12 protein-coding genes are annotated in these 14,288 nt (G+C 57.0%); 9 read left to right on the top strand and 3 right to left on the bottom strand.

The window, feature by feature from the left end; translation table 11 throughout:
• The first annotated feature begins 6 nt into the window (after window positions 1-6).
• The 5 genes from DW180_RS07485 to DW180_RS07465 all read left to right on the top strand — a co-directional run bounded on the left by DW180_RS07485 (window position 7) and on the right by DW180_RS07465 (window position 3,487).
• Window positions 7-576 (top strand): R3H domain-containing nucleic acid-binding protein, encoded by a 570-nt coding sequence (locus tag DW180_RS07485; RefSeq protein ID WP_118238239.1) that lies wholly within the window; start codon window positions 7-9, stop codon window positions 574-576.
• Between the two features lie 96 nt (window positions 577-672).
• Entirely contained in the window at window positions 673-1,410 is a 738-nt protein-coding gene (gene rsmG, locus DW180_RS07480) for a 16S rRNA (guanine(527)-N(7))-methyltransferase RsmG (RefSeq protein WP_233545220.1), read from the top strand.
• A gap of 134 nt (window positions 1,411-1,544) precedes the next feature.
• Window positions 1,545-2,345, top strand: coding sequence for a ParA family protein (locus DW180_RS07475; RefSeq protein ID WP_118238235.1), 801 nt, complete (start codon window positions 1,545-1,547; stop codon window positions 2,343-2,345).
• Complete coding sequence (locus DW180_RS07470; protein ID WP_199569935.1) at window positions 2,338-3,243, top strand: ParB/RepB/Spo0J family partition protein; 906 nt, start codon at window positions 2,338-2,340, stop codon at window positions 3,241-3,243. Before DW180_RS07475 ends, DW180_RS07470 begins: the two co-directional genes overlap by 8 nt.
• Complete coding sequence (locus DW180_RS07465) at window positions 3,233-3,487, top strand: hypothetical protein (protein ID WP_118238233.1); 255 nt, start codon at window positions 3,233-3,235, stop codon at window positions 3,485-3,487. The genes DW180_RS07470 and DW180_RS07465 overlap by 11 nt, the downstream gene beginning before the upstream one ends.
• 198 nt (window positions 3,488-3,685) lie before the next feature.
• Here the strand turns inward: DW180_RS07465 and rlmN are convergent, their stop codons facing one another.
• A complete protein-coding gene (gene rlmN / locus DW180_RS07460) occupies window positions 3,686-4,738 on the bottom strand; it encodes a 23S rRNA (adenine(2503)-C(2))-methyltransferase RlmN (protein ID WP_118238231.1) in 1,053 nt (350 codons plus the stop codon).
• An 85-nt stretch (window positions 4,739-4,823) separates the two neighbouring features.
• Between rlmN and DW180_RS07455 the strand changes: the two genes are divergently transcribed.
• Together DW180_RS07455 and DW180_RS07450 are read left to right on the top strand one after the other, a co-directional pair.
• Window positions 4,824-5,789, top strand: coding sequence for a D-alanine--D-alanine ligase (locus DW180_RS07455; protein WP_035136496.1), 966 nt, complete (start codon window positions 4,824-4,826; stop codon window positions 5,787-5,789).
• Complete coding sequence (locus DW180_RS07450; protein ID WP_118238229.1) at window positions 5,783-8,677, top strand: helicase C-terminal domain-containing protein; 2,895 nt, start codon at window positions 5,783-5,785, stop codon at window positions 8,675-8,677. Before DW180_RS07455 ends, DW180_RS07450 begins: the two co-directional genes overlap by 7 nt.
• Here the strand turns inward: DW180_RS07450 and DW180_RS07445 are convergent.
• Together DW180_RS07445 and DW180_RS07440 are read right to left on the bottom strand one after the other, a co-directional pair.
• Window positions 8,674-9,591, bottom strand: coding sequence for a YafY family protein (locus DW180_RS07445; RefSeq protein ID WP_118238227.1), 918 nt, complete (start codon window positions 9,589-9,591; stop codon window positions 8,674-8,676). The genes DW180_RS07450 and DW180_RS07445 overlap by 4 nt on opposite strands.
• The gene (locus DW180_RS07440; protein ID WP_118238225.1) at window positions 9,578-10,600 is read right to left on the bottom strand and encodes a YafY family protein; all 1,023 of its coding nucleotides are present in this window, start codon (window positions 10,598-10,600) and stop codon (window positions 9,578-9,580) included. Before DW180_RS07440 ends, DW180_RS07445 begins: the two co-directional genes overlap by 14 nt.
• Window positions 10,601-10,798: 198 nt before the next feature.
• Between DW180_RS07440 and DW180_RS07435 the strand changes: the two genes are divergently transcribed.
• Both DW180_RS07435 and DW180_RS07430 read left to right on the top strand, forming a co-directional pair.
• Window positions 10,799-13,996: a hypothetical protein gene (locus tag DW180_RS07435; protein ID WP_118238223.1), complete on the top strand. Its 3,198-nt coding sequence runs from the start codon at window positions 10,799-10,801 to the stop codon at window positions 13,994-13,996.
• Window positions 13,997-14,017: 21 nt separating this feature from the next.
• Window positions 14,018-14,236 carry a hypothetical protein gene (locus DW180_RS07430; protein ID WP_022094153.1) on the top strand — a complete coding sequence of 73 codons (219 nt, stop codon included), beginning with the start codon at window positions 14,018-14,020 and terminating at the stop codon, window positions 14,234-14,236.
• The last annotated feature ends 52 nt before the right edge of the window (window positions 14,237-14,288 follow it).

Raw genomic sequence — 14,288 nt, 5'->3', positions numbered from 1 at the left:
TACGTTATGTCTGAAGAGATCATCGAGGATATGCTTGAGGAGGTTGCCCCGCAGATTGCGGGCGATTATCCCGAGATTGCACAGCGCTACAAGGCCGGTGAAGAGCTGAGCGATGAGGAGCTCGACACCATTGCCGATGCGGCGATTTCCATTCTGCGTTCCATCCTTTCGCACTTCGATGCCGCCAACTCTCCTATTGATGAGTACGAGGGCGACGAGGGCGAGCTGATTTTGGATGTTACGGCTCCTGATCTTGCTGTTCTCATTGGCCGTCATGGTCGTACCCTTGATGCCCTTCAGGTTATGTTCTCTTTGCTGGTGAGCCGCAAGCTTGGCTTTAGGTATCCGGTTGTGGTTGATGTTGAGGGCTATAAGAGCCGTCGTCAGGACAAGGTTGCCTCTATGGCTCAGTCTGCCGCCGAGCGTGCCATCCGTACTCATAAGAGTGTTTCGCTTCCGCCCATGAATGCCTATGAGCGCCGACTGGTTCACATTGCGCTTCGTGGCAATGATGCCGTCGATACCCATTCTGAGGGTTCTGACCCTGATCGCCATGTGGTGATTGTTGCTCGATAATCTACTCGAGCTTATGCTAAGGGGGCGTGGTTTCCACGTCCCCTTTTTTTGTCAAAAGTTCTCGATACACTGTTTTTTGTCAGAAAGGAGCTTTCGTTGTTTGTACTTACAGATCTGCAGGCTGACGAGATGTTATGTCGTCTAGCCTCTTATTGCAAAGAGTATTCCTTGAATGTAGCTGATGCTGAGCTAAGGAAATGTATTCAGCATCTTGATTTGGTTCTGGAAACAAATAAGACAACCAATCTCACTCGTATTCTTAACATAGAAGACGCTGCGGTACTTCATATCCTCGACTCACTTGTTTTACTCCCTTATATCAATAAGGCTCCTGAGGGAGCTTTGCTCGATATGGGAACAGGTGCAGGCTTCCCTGGTATTCCATTAACAATAACCACGCGTCGAAAAGCTACTTATATTGACTCTGTTGGCAAGAAGGTCGATGCTGTCAATACTTTTGTTCATGCTCTTGGATTGAAGAATGGTCATGCAGTCCATGATCGCCTTGAAGAATATGCTCGAAGCCATAAGAAACAGTTCTCTGTCGTAACAGCTCGCGCACTCGCCCCACTGCCGATTCTTGTTGAGTATGCGGCTCCGTTCCTCAAGGATGGAGGGCTATTTGTTATCACGAAGGGCAATCCATCTGATGAGGAGCTTACTTCCGGCATGTCAGCAGCTAAGATCTGCGGCTTAACTTTGCTTCTGAATGACGCAATCGATTTGCCTGAGGGCTTGGGCCACAGAGAGTTCATTGTTCTTAAGAAGAGTCATCCAGCATCCGTTTCATTGCCTCGTGCAAATGGCATGGCAAAGAAGAATCCGCTTGCCTAGATGTTTCACGTGAAACATAATGGATACTAACAACTTGCAGTGTTTCACGTGAAACATGGCGGTTGATATCGAATCGGAATGTTTCACGTGAAACATCCTCCGTTTGACAGCTTTAATACACACCAGGAGGGACCGTGGGATTTCGCGACGTTAAGCGTTCGAAGAGCGCAAAAGACACGCGTATTATTGCAATTATCAATCAAAAAGGCGGCGTTGGTAAGTCAACGACGGCTGTAAACCTTGCAGCAGCACTGGGTGAACAGGGTCGTAAGACACTGATTGTCGATTTTGATCCGCAAGGAAACAGCACCAGTGGATTTGGAATTGAAAAGGAAGACCTTGATCAATGCATCTATGATGCATTGTTGAATGATGTGCCGGCAGAATCGCTTGTTCTTGATACAAACTGCAAAAAGGTATTCGTCATTCCGGCTACAATTCAGCTCGCAGGTGCCGAAATTGAGCTCGTAAGCGCAATTGCTCGTGAAACCCGCCTCAAAGATTTGCTTGAGCCCATTCAAGACGAGTTCGATTTTATTTTCATTGACTGTCCTCCTTCGCTCGGCCTGCTTACCATCAACGCTTTGACTGCAGCAGACAGCGTTTTGATTCCGATTCAGTGCGAGTATTACGCACTTGAGGGCGTTACGAAGCTACTTGAGTCAATGAAGATGGTCAAATCACGTCTGAACAAGGGATTAGACACCTATGGCGTGCTTATGACCATGTATGACTCGCGTACTTCTCTGTCGAATCAGGTTGTTGAGGAGGTTCAATCGTACTTTGGTGATAAGGCTTTTAAGACTTTAATTCCCCGTACCGTAAAAATCTCCGAAGCTCCGTCTTTTGGAGAACCGGTAATTACTTATGCGCCTCAAAATAAGGGTGCAAAAGCGTATATGAACCTTGCAAAAGAGGTGATCAAGCGTGCCTAGTGCAAAGAAACGTGGAGGATTGGGACGTGGACTCAATGCTTTGGTCTCAGAGGCCGAGTATGAGACCGGTGGTTCAGCTGCGTCGGCTTCAAATGCAGCATCTGAAACAAAACTACCTATTGAAGATATCGTTCCTAACCCTAATCAGCCGCGAATTCACTTTAACGAAACTGAACTTCGAGAGTTGAGCGAGTCGATTCAAGAACATGGCGTTTTGCAGCCGCTGTTGGTGCGCAAGCATGGAAACGGCTATGAGATCATCGCTGGTGAGCGCCGTTACCAGGCGTCAAAGCTTGCTGGTCTTGAGGAACTGCCTGTCATCATTAAGGAAGTTAATGATGAGGAGATGCTCGCTCTTGCTCTTATCGAGAATCTTCAACGTTCTGATTTGAATCCCGTCGAAGAGGCAAAGGGCTATCGTCAGCTCATTGATGCCAGCGGCATGACTCAGGAGGCGTTATCAAAGGCTGTCAGTAAGTCTCGTTCGTCAATCACTAATTCACTTCGTTTGCTAGATCTTCCAGACGTTGTACAGCAGATGATTTTCGAGGGCAAGCTTACTGCGGGCCATGCAAGAGCGATTCTTGCAGTTCCATATGAAGATGCCAGGATTCGACTTGCTGAGAAGGTTGTTGCAGAAGGTCTTTCCGTTAGAGCGACAGAAAATCTTGCTCCGTTGTTTTCTGCCGGAGAGACGCTAAGGACTCCGAGGCCAGCAACACCTCAGTCATTCAAAAAGGCCGCTCGAGTCCTTCGTCAAGTTTTCAACACGAATGTACGTGTGAAGAGCTCGCGTGGCAAGAATAAAATTGAAATCGAGTTCAAAGACGAAGAAGAGCTCTCCCGTATCCTTGGCGAAATGATTCAATTTGGGCAGGAGGATCAGGATGAAGAGTAAGGTTCTCGCAGTCATTGCATTGGCAACCACTGTCGCTGCTGGTGCTTTTGCGGGTTATAAGATTGCGACAGATGATGAACTGCGCGGTCGACTGCTGCGTGGCGCTCAGGATATCGTCGATACATCTAAGAAGAAAATGGATGTCATGACCGAAGATGTCGCTATGCGCACTGCTCAGGTGACTAAGAATCCCAAGATCAACCAAGACTGGGTTAACCATCAGTGGGAAAATGTTGGCTATTAGGTACCTAACAATTACTTACCTGTTTTGAAGGGGTCCTTGTCTGATTCATGAGACAAGGACCCCTTATTTTGGCCATATAACTAACCTTGTGTAAATCAAATCCAATAGCATGAATATAAATGAAACAGCCCTGGTTGCATTATTTGCAACCAGGGCTGTCGGATGTTTCACATGAAACGTTATGGGACGCAGACTCCCCTATGCGTTCTTCTGGACCTTGAAACGTTGCTTCAGCTGACCGCAGGCGGCATCAATATCATTGCCGCGAGAATTACGGATTGTGGTCTCGATGCCACGAGACTCAAGGCGACGCTGAAGATCCTCGACCTTATGAATCGGCGACGGCTTGAGCGGGCTGCCCTCGATGTCGTTAAGCTGAATCAGGTTAACGTGGCACAGCGTTCCTTCGCAGAAGTCGCAGAGTGCCTGCATCTCGGGATTCGTATCGTTGACGCCTTCGATCATGGCATATTCATAGGTCGGGCGGCGGCCAGTCTTCTCGGTGTAGAGCTGAAGTGCCTCGTGAAGGCGGAGCAGCGTGTACTTCTTAACACCGGGCATGAGCTTATTGCGCGTCGACTGGATGGCGGAATGCAGGGAAACGGCAAGCGTGAACTGCTCGGGGATGTCGGCAAATTTGCGAATACCGGGAATAACGCCGCTGGTAGAGACGGTGAGATGACGGGCGCCGATACCGATGCCATCGGGGTCGTTGAGGATACGCAGTGCCTTGAGAACCTCGTCGTAGTTGGCGAACGGCTCGCCCTGGCCCATGAAGACAACGCTCGTGGCACGCTCGCCAAAGTCGTTGGATACATGAAGTACCTGGTCGACGATCTCTTGAGCGGTCAGAGAGCGCTTGAGGCCGTTGAGACCGGTAGCGCAAAAGGCGCAGCCCATGCCACAGCCTGCCTGGGTGGAAACGCAGACGGAAAGCTTGTTACGACGGGGCATACCGACAGTCTCAACGGAAATGCCGTCGTGGTACTCGAGCAGATACTTGCGAGAGCCATCTTTGGAAACCTGCATGGTGAGTTCAGTCGGCGTGTCAAAGGCAAAAGCTCCTTTAAGCTGCTCGCGGAAAGCCTTGGGAAGGTTGGTCATATCGTCAAACGAACAAACGTTCTTCTCAAAGACCCATTCGATGAGCTGCTTTGCGCGGAAGGCGGGCTGGCCAAGTTCGGCCACAAGCTCGCGAATATCGTTTTGGCTCAAGTCGCGAATGTCCTGAGATTTAGTCCTGGGATTCATGGAAGCCTTTCGATTTTGGGGAAACGTAGAGGGTATCGCTACAATATGGTATCAGCTGCAGAAATTATAGAGGAGGAGTCTGCCCATGCCGGGTAAAAGCCTAGAGAACATGCACGTAGCGGTCTTGGCGGGCGGTCATTCCGCTGAGCGCGAGATCTCGCTCAATTCGGGAAAGAACGTCGTGGTGGCCCTGAAGGAGGCCGGCTACACTTCGGTGGAGCTGCTCGACACGGCTGCCGATGATTTTATGGTAACCATGGCGACCGGTGGTTTCGACGTGGCGTTTATCGCCATGCACGGCGCCGGCGGTGAGGATGGCGCCATGCAGGGTGCCATGGAGACCTTGGGTATCCCCTACACGGCCTCGGGCGTGCTTGCCAGCGCTTGCGGTGCCGACAAGGAGGTCTCTAAGCTCCTGTACGCAAAGGCGGGCATTCCCATTGCCCCCGGCCTTGCGCTCGAGGTAGGCGATGAAGTCGATATCGATCATATCGTTGAGGTTTGTGGCGAGCGCTGCTTTGTGAAGCCGGCCGTAAACGGTTCCAGCTATGGCATTTCCCTGGTCCATGAGCCCTCCGAGCTGCCCGCGGCAATCGCCAAGGCGTTTGAGTACGGCGACAAGGTGCTGGTCGAGAAGTGCATCGAGGGTACCGAGATCACCGTCGGCGTATACGGCGAGGATGACGTGCGCGCTCTGCCGATCGTTGAGATCCGCAAGCCCGAGGACTGCGAGTTCTACGATCTGGACGTGAAGTATGTCGACCCCACGGATATCCATCGCATTCCGGCACAGATTTCGCCCGAGAACTACGCTCGTGCTCAGGAGCTCGCCTGTGCTGCCCATAAGGCACTCGGCTGCCTGGGTATCTCGCGCAGCGACTTTATCGTGAGCGAGGATGGCCCCGTCATCCTCGAGACCAATACCATTCCCGGCATGACCGATACGTCGCTGTATCCGGATGAAATCCGCCACACCGACGACATGACGTTCCCGCAGGTCTGTGACAGCCTGATCCGTATGGGTCTTCGTCGAGCGGGCATTGCATGCTAATCGAGGACGCGGTTTCGTCAGGAACGCCGCAGTTTGTCATCGACTCCTATGCCACGCTTGCCGAGCGCGCCAAAACCCAATCGTTTGGCCTCATCGAGGAAGACGTTATCGTCCTCGATACCGAGACCACGGGTCTTTCGGTGCAGGACAACGAGCTTATCGAGATATCGGCGGCTCGCCTTTCGGGCCGCGAGGTTGTCGATCGCTTCGATACCTTCGTGCATCCCAAGCAGCTGATTCCCGCCGAGATTACTGAGCTCACGAGCATTACAAACGCCGATGTGGCAGATGCCCCGTCGGCCGTTGAGGCTGTCGCCGCTCTCGCCGATTTTGTCGGCGGCTGCCCGGTAATCGCACATAACGCCACCTTCGACCGTTCGTTTATCGAGTCGGTCAAGGGCGGCGTCAACGTCAGCGACATCTGGATCGATTCGCTGGCACTGTCGCGCATCGCGCTTCCGCGCCTGGCCTCGCATAAACTGTCTTTCATGGCCGACCTGTTTGGCTGCGACTCGGTGTCCCACCGCGCCAACGCCGATGTCGACGCCTTGTGTGGTGTGTGGCGCGTGTTGCTCGTGGCGCTCACCGACTTGCCTCAGGGCTTGATGGCGCGCCTGGCCGACATGCACCCCGACGTACCCTGGTCCTATCGTCCCATCTTCTCGTTCTTGGCGGGGCAGAACCCCGGTTCCATCTTCTCTCTCAGCGCCGCCCGCGCCGACGTACTCAAGGCCGATCGCGCCGATGATCGGGTGGACGCCGACGAATTGCCGGTCCTTAAGATGCCGAGCCGCGAGAAAATCGAGGCGGACTATGCCCCGGGCGGCCTGGTTAATCGCATGTATCCCACGTACGAGCCGCGCGATGAGCAGATTGCGATGGCGCTCGAGGTTCGTGACGCACTCGTTACGGGAACGCATCGCGTGATTGAGGCGGGGACGGGCGTCGGCAAATCGATGGCTTACCTGGTGCCTTTTGCCGAGGCCGCGCGCCGCAACAACATCACGGTTGGTATCGCAACTAAATCGAATAATCTTGCCGACCAGCTCATGTATCACGAGCTGCCCAAACTTGCCGAGCAGCTGGACGGAGGTCTATCGTTTTGCGCCCTCAAGGGCTATGACCACTATCCATGCTTGCGCAAGATTGAGCGCATGAGCCGCGGCCAGGTCGAGATTACCACCAAGCGCGATCCGGCGGACACGCTCACGGCGGTCGCGGTCATTATGGCGTACGTCTGCCAATCAGCCGATGGCGACCTCGACTCGCTCGGCATTCGGTGGCGCAGCGTCAACCGCCCCGACTTTACGACGGCCTCGCGCGAGTGTGCTCGTCGCCTCTGCCCGTTTTTCCCTGATAAATGTTTGGTCCACGGCGCTCGCCGTCGTGCGGCGCATGCCGATGTGGTGGTCACCAACCATTCCCTGCTGTTCCGCAACGTCGCGGCCGAGGGCAGGATTTTACCTCCGATTCGTCATTGGGTAATCGACGAGGCCCATTCCATCGAGCGCGAGGCGCGCCGCCAGTGGGCGCGCGTGGTGTCGGCGGACGAATCACGCGTTCTGTTTGAGCGCCTGGGTGGCTCGAGCACCGGCGCGCTAAGCCAGGTTTCCCGTGATTTGGCAACCTCCGAGGGCTCTACGCTCTATCTGGGCCTTACTGCCAAGGCAACGTCGACGGTTGCGCGCGCGAGCATGGCAATCGCCGACGTGTTCGATGGCGTTCGCGAGCTCGGTCGCCGTGCCCGTGGGGGTTATGACAATGCCAATCTATGGATTGGCCCCGAGCTGCGCGAATCTGACGACTGGCATGATTTCTTACAGTCGGCCTACGCTGCCATCGACGCATTGGAACAAGCTGACAAGAGCGTCGACGCGCTGGTGCAAGCCGTTGCCGCCGACAAGCCCGAGGTTGTTGTCGACCTGGGTGATATCTCGCGCCGCCTGCACGAGCTGGCCGAGAACCTCAAACTCATCATTGATGGCACCGATGAACACTATGTGTATTCGCTGCAGGTCAATCGCAGGCTGCGTGCCGGCGGAGAGTCAATGACCGCAGAGCGCATCGACATTGGCGAGGCCTTGGCAACCGAATGGCTGCCCGAGGTTCACACGGCTATCTTTGCCTCGGCGACCATGACGGTGTCCAAAAGCTTTGAACACTTTAACCACGCGGTCGGCCTCGATCGCATCGGTGCTTCAACATCCTCATCGCTGCACTTGGACTCGAGCTACGACTTCGATTCGAACATGGCTGTAGTCGTTGCGGGCGATATCCCCGATCCGCGCGATCGTGAGAGCTATCTTACGGCGCTCGAGCGCGTGCTGGTCGACGCCCATCTTGCCATGGGCGGATCGGTGCTCACGTTGTTCACCAATCGGCGCGACATGGAAGACCTGTACGCCCGCGTTGAGCCCAAGATGGCCCGTGCGGGTCTGGAGCTCAACTGCCAGCAGCGCAACTCATCTCCTCGTCGCCTGCGCGACCGGTTTATCAATGAGCCGACCTCGTCGCTTTTTGCGCTTAAGGCCTTCTGGGAGGGGTTTGACGCCAGCGGCGAGACGCTGCGTTGCGTCATCATTCCCAAGCTGCCGTTCTCGAGCCCCACGGACCCGCTCTCGTGCGAGCGCAACCTGCGCGAAGACCGCGCTTGGGCGCGCTATTCGCTGCCCGAGGCGGTGCTCGAGGTTAAGCAGGCGGCCGGCCGCCTTATCCGCTCGTCGACCGATTGCGGCGTGCTGATTCTGGCCGACCCGCGCCTGGTGACGAAGGGCTACGGGAAGAAGTTCTTAACGTCGCTGCCCACGAGCTCCTACCAGCGCATCGAATCGGCGCAGATCGGTCACTATCTGCAACTGTGGCGCGCACACCACGAGCGGCGGCGCTAAAGCGGACAGACGAGGGTTTTTGCCATATCGCACAGACGCTTTGACAGGGCGGGGTCATCCAAGATGCGGATGGCTCCGCCCGCTGCGATTATCTGGCTCAGTAGCCAACGCTCGGAGCCGTAATGCACGGTTACCGTTGCCATGTCTGCCCCGCTGCGCTCGATTAGGGTGATGCCGGCCCAGTCCAGATGCTCCGCCATATCGAATGGCATCAAGAGCTTTGCGCTACGCTGCGTCCGGGCAAGGGAATCGTGGAGGGATGCGACGCCCGGTGTGTGAGGCACGACGGAGTCTTCCGTCAAGGTGAGTCCCTCGATTTTATCCATGCGATAGGTGCGCTGCTCATCGACCGCGATGTCCCAGGCAATCAGGTATGTTTGGTCGCCGTTTACCGTAATGCGCAAGGGGTCGACCAGACGCTCGCGTGGCCGCGCATCGTCCATCGAGCGATACGAGATGCGGCAACGAACACCGTCCTGAATGGCGCAGCTCAGCTGCTGCCAGTGCGACCCGTGGTTGACGGTGTCAAAGACGCGCTGGTTATAGCCGAGCTCTTCGGGCAGAAGGGCATGTCGAATCCGAGCTGCCGTCTGCGGCTCGATCCCCAACGATTCAAGTTCATGGTTGAGCACAGCGCCTTCGGCGGCACTCAGACGCAGCGGTAGCACACGCCCGGCGTCACCGGTGAGGACCACACACTCGCCGTGGCATTCGCAGATGATGCGCGCACCCGATTCTCGGTCCGCGAGCGTCGAGACGATCTCGAGAATCTCGTCGAGCGATACTCCCGTGATGTCAAAGCGGTCGCAAATTTCGGTTCGTGTCATGCCGCTCTCGCCGGCGGCGTAGAGGGCCTCCATGATGTCGATGGCGCGCGAGAGTCTCTGCTCGCTGGTGAGTTTACGCACGGGCATGCTCGTGCACCGTCCTTTCAATGAGGTGGTTCCACGCCTGCTTGAGCGATTTGGGGGCCATGGGCCTCATGCCGTCCATGGCGTGGGCCATGCAAAATGAGGCGGCGGCTTCAAGATTGCGCACGTCAACGGTCCAAGTCCATCCCGCATCGGTATGTGCGAGCTCACCTCGCCCGCGCGTGAGACCGTTGATCATATCGATCTGCGTCTGAGGGGCGAACGAGAACGTGGCTGCAACGGGCGGTCGGTCGGCAAAATCGAATTCAAAGAACAGATAGTCGTTGAGATTGAAGTCCGCAGGGATGGCGTAGGCCTTCGAAGGACGCCAAGCGCGAACGATGCGGTCGCAGCGGAATGTCCTGATGTCGTCGGTGACATTGTCGAGGCCGCAGAAGTACGCCACGCCCTCGCGCTCGAACATGCCGTAGACGCAGACGGTACGCTCTTTCTGCTCACCGCGTCCGTTCTGATATAAAAATCGCAGCGCGCATCGCTCGGCAAAGGCGCTCCATACCGCATCGACGGTGGGAGAGCGGCGGATCGGTGCTTCGTCCGCCGTCGTCCTGCCGGTGAGGTAGGCAATCTTGGAACGAATATCGGCAAGCGGCGCGGCAAAAGTGGATGAGCCGGCCGCTATTGTCTGGTCGATAGCGTTGAGCAGGATATCGGCGTCGTCTGCGGTGATGAGGCCGCCTGCCGCAAACGTGTGCTCGCGGTCGATTGTCCATGAGCTTTCCTCGGTCTCCTGCGCGCCGGCGGGGCGAACCTCCTTGATTAAGATGCCGCGTTCGAGCAGTTTGTCACGATCGCGCCGAAACTTGCGCTTATCCGAGTCGATATTGCCCGAGCCATATCCCAGGTCAGAATCCAAGACGATCTGCTCGGTCGTCAGCGGTTCGGGGGAGCTGTTGAGCACAAAGAAAAGATTGAGGATGCGCTGAGCCGTTTTATCGAAACTGGGCTCCGAATTCCCCTTTTTTATTGTCGCGGTCGCGTCGCTTGCCGTCATAGAGTCCTCGCATGAGAAGGTGGTTTGCTGCCATGATTTTAGTCCGATATGGAGATTAGGCTATATCCTTGTCCGCTCGGGGCGTTAAGATGGCCCGAATTCGGTCGTTTGCGCTCGCTCGGGGTATACTTTCGACTATATACGGTTCTAATGTGCATGCATTGGGCCTATTTGTCGGATTATGGATGTGGAGCGCACATGGCGAACACCCAGAACTATATTAACCACCTGCTGCAGAACACCGGCATCACGCCGGCATGCAGCGAAGAAGAGCGCTTGGCTGCCGAGGATATCGCTCAGATCTTCCGCAACCACGGCTTTGATCCCGAGGTTCAGGAGTTCAATGCCCCGGCGCCCAGCAGGTTGGCATTTGCCGTTACCGGTATTCTTGCGTTTGCCGGCGCCCTGCTGATGGGCATCGGTGGCGGCATCGGCTTGGTCGGCACCTTGCTGGCCATTGTCGGCGCCGTTCTTTACGTGCTCGAGCGCACGGGCCACCCCGTGGTTTCGCGCCTGGGCAAGACGGGCGTGAGCCAAAATGTCATCGCCTACCACAAGGCCTCGGGCCCGCTCGCGTCTCCGCGCAACCGCCCGGTGGTCGTTGTCGCACACTACGACTCTCCCCGTGCTGAGCTGCTCGCCCGCGAGCCCTATGCTTCGTATCGTGCGCTCATCGCCAAGCTGTTGCCCGTTGCCACGGTTGCCCCTGCTGCCGTTGCCATCTTGCGTATCCTGCCGCTCCCCGGCGCGCTCAAGGTTCTGCTGTGGATTGTCGCGATCCTCGCTTCCCTCGTTGCGCTCGCCAACGCGGCAAACATCATTTCTAACCGTTTTGTGCTTCCCTATACGTCCGGCGCAGTGTGCAACAAGTCTTCTGTCGCCGCTATGCTCGGCGTTATGGACAACGTTGCTCCCTTCCAGGGCGAAAACGAGTTTCCCGACGATGTTCCGTTCGATACCTATTTTGGGGAGCAGAAGCGTCGTGCCGAGGAGATGGCGCGCGCAGCAGCGGAGTATGCCGCGGCCCAACAGCAAAACGACTACGGCAACACCATCGAGTATGAAGAGCCTACCTACGCCGAGGACGAGTTCGGTCAGCCGATTGCTCCCGACGCTCAGACCGAGCCCGAACAGGGCGAGGCTTTCGACGAGCAGATCGAGGGCTTTGAGGGTGCGTCTGCCGACGAGACGCTGATTGGCGCCATCGTGCCCGAGGATCAGAATCAGGCTGTCCAGGCCGAAGAGTTCAATGACGAGGTTTCCGCTGCCGAGCCGGTGGAGGAGCCTGTCGCGGCCGAGCCCGAGCCCAAGCTCTATCGCAATGCCGCCGGCAACATCCGCTTTGGTTCGGATGCCATCCGTGCGCTCGGAATGCTTCCCGAGTCCTGCACGCTCGATTACGAGGAGGGCGAGGAGCCGACGTTTGAGCCCGAGCCTGCCCCCGTCGTGACTGCACCTGCGCCCGCTGTCACCGTGGATGATGAGTCTGCCGCGGTTGCCGCTGCCGTTGCCGAGCCCGAGGCAGTGTCCGCGATCGATCCCGCGGCAGGACTGGACGTTTTGGCTCCCGCCGCGCCGGCGCAAGACGTTGCGGACGAGTCTGACGACGATTACGTTGAACAGCCGAGGCGCGTGTCTTACGAGAGCGATACTGATTTTTCGGCCGAGATTCCCGCGGCAACGCCCCATGCCGACATTGCATCCGCGTTCTCGTCGATTGGCGCCAGCGCTTCCAACTTCTTTAAGGGTGCGCTTGCAAAGGGCAAGAAATTTGTCGACGATTTCGAGGAGAAGCGCGCTGCCGCACGCGAGGCTGCCGAGCAGGAGGCTATCGCTCAGCAGCAGGCAGCCGAGGCGGCACGTGAGCACGCGGCGCAAGAGTTCGAGCAGAACGAGGCTATGCAGTCCGCGCCCGTCGACGCCGCCGAAGCTACAACGTCCTTTGAGTCCCAGCAACCGGCGTCCGCGGATGTTGTTGAGGCGACGACGTCTTTCGAGGCCCAGCAGCACGTCGATAGCACCATGTCGTTTGATGCCGCGCAGTTCGATTCCACGATAACGTTTGAAAAGCAAGGCACCGCGATTGCCGAGCCCCTTCCTGTTTCCGATGAACAGGGCGACGCGGCAGACGATGACGAGCCTATTGATGCTGCCGAAATCCAAGATGCCGCCGAGGACGAGTCCGTCGAGGCCAACTCTGACGAAGAGCAATACGCGGCAGCCGAGCAAGATGATTCGACCGAGGCCGAGCAGGAGGAAGTGTCTGTGGTTTCCGAGACTCTCGAAACGGATGAGTCGAGACCTTACTCCACGCAGATTTTCACCATGCCGACCCCGAGTGGTTCCGGTGCCACGGTTGCCAATGTCGCTCCCACCCAGGACGAAACGGTCGATTCCCTTATGGCCCAGATTTCCTCCCAAGCATCGCCGCGTCCGCAGATGAATGTTCCCGATCCGGCGTCGGCACCGTCGCCTGCACCCTCCTCGTCTCCGCTGGCTTCGGTCCCCGATCCGTCGCTGCCGTCTATGAAGCAGGCAAACGTTGCGTCTCGCACGTCGCTGTTCGACCTTCCCGATCCCTCTGCCCAGGTCAACGACCCCTTTGCTACCGCCCAAGGTCCCGAACCCACATCGGCACCCGTTGCGCCTCCCATGCCCGTTGCGTCGGGCGCGCAGCCGATCGAGACCATTTCGGCTCCCGCCCCGGCGGCACCCAAGTCTCGTAAGCGCGGCCTGGGTGGCCTGTTCGGTCGTAAAAAGAAAAACGAGCAGGACAGCATGAGTGACTGGCTGGGCGTCGAAGACGATTACGATGCCAAGAAGTCCGGTCGCGGTATCGGTTCGTGGGATAACTTCGAGGACGATAACGATGGCTGGAAGGGTGGCGCTACGTCTTCCGATGGCGCTTCTTCCGAAGATATGCTCTCGGCTGTCGCCTCTATGGGCGATGATGAGCTGCTCGGTCACGATATCTGGTTTGTGGCAACGGGCGCCTCGGATTGTGATGGCGCCGGCATGAAGGCCTTCTTGGCTTCGCATCGCGATAAGCTCCGCGGCGTATTCTTCATCAATCTTGAATCCGTCGGCGCCGGTAGGCTTTCGGTTGTGACGGTCGAGGGCGAACAACAACTGCTCAAGGGCGATCGCCGCATCATGAACCTGGTCAGCAAGGTCTGCAAGTCGTTCCATGTCGATTGTGGCGCGCTCGAGATGCCCTATGCCAAGACCGATGCCTATGCCGCGCTCGAGGCGAGCCGCCGAGCCCTCACCATCGCCGGCGTGGACGGCACGCGCCTGGCTTGCGCTCGTACCGAGGACGACCTGCCCCACAATGTCAACCCGACGAACATTGCCACGGTATCCGAGGTCGTGACCGAGGTTATCCGCCGTTCGTAGACGGAGCTCTAAGGAGTCAACGTGTTTTCGTATATTAAGCGCCATTGGCCTGTCTACGTGATTTTGACCTTGATCGCCATTGCGTTAGGATTTGGGGCTGCCTACATCGTGGGTGCGAAGGGCTCGACCCCCGCCTCCGCAATCAGCGAAGAGGTGGAGCAAGAACAGAGCACGGGTGCCGATGGGATTCCTGAGTCCGAGCAGGCAATCGTTGATGGTGGATCTTCGTCTGCAGAGTAGATACGGCGATTTACATGATTGAAAGCGGGCGAGCCGGGGGACTGGCTCGCCC

The sequence above is a fragment of the Collinsella sp. AM16-21 genome (assembly GCF_003471905.1).
Lineage (GTDB): Bacteria > Actinomycetota > Coriobacteriia > Coriobacteriales > Coriobacteriaceae > Collinsella.
Note: the sequence above shows the minus strand (reverse complement) of the source record. Positions and strands in the feature narration are given on the sequence as shown.

Coding starts and splice junctions, on each gene's coding strand:
- DW180_RS07440 (WP_118238225.1), bottom strand. CDS start 10,600: ATGACGGCAAGCGACGCGACCGCGACAATAAAAAAGGGGAATTCGGAG.
- DW180_RS07435 (WP_118238223.1), top strand. CDS start 10,799: ATGGCGAACACCCAGAACTATATTAACCACCTGCTGCAGAACACCGGC.
- DW180_RS07465 (WP_118238233.1), top strand. CDS start 3,233: ATGAAGAGTAAGGTTCTCGCAGTCATTGCATTGGCAACCACTGTCGCT.
- DW180_RS07450 (WP_118238229.1), top strand. CDS start 5,783: ATGCTAATCGAGGACGCGGTTTCGTCAGGAACGCCGCAGTTTGTCATC.
- DW180_RS07485 (WP_118238239.1), top strand. CDS start 7: ATGTCTGAAGAGATCATCGAGGATATGCTTGAGGAGGTTGCCCCGCAG.
- rlmN (WP_118238231.1), bottom strand. CDS start 4,738: ATGAATCCCAGGACTAAATCTCAGGACATTCGCGACTTGAGCCAAAAC.
- DW180_RS07455 (WP_035136496.1), top strand. CDS start 4,824: ATGCCGGGTAAAAGCCTAGAGAACATGCACGTAGCGGTCTTGGCGGGC.
- DW180_RS07445 (WP_118238227.1), bottom strand. CDS start 9,591: ATGCCCGTGCGTAAACTCACCAGCGAGCAGAGACTCTCGCGCGCCATC.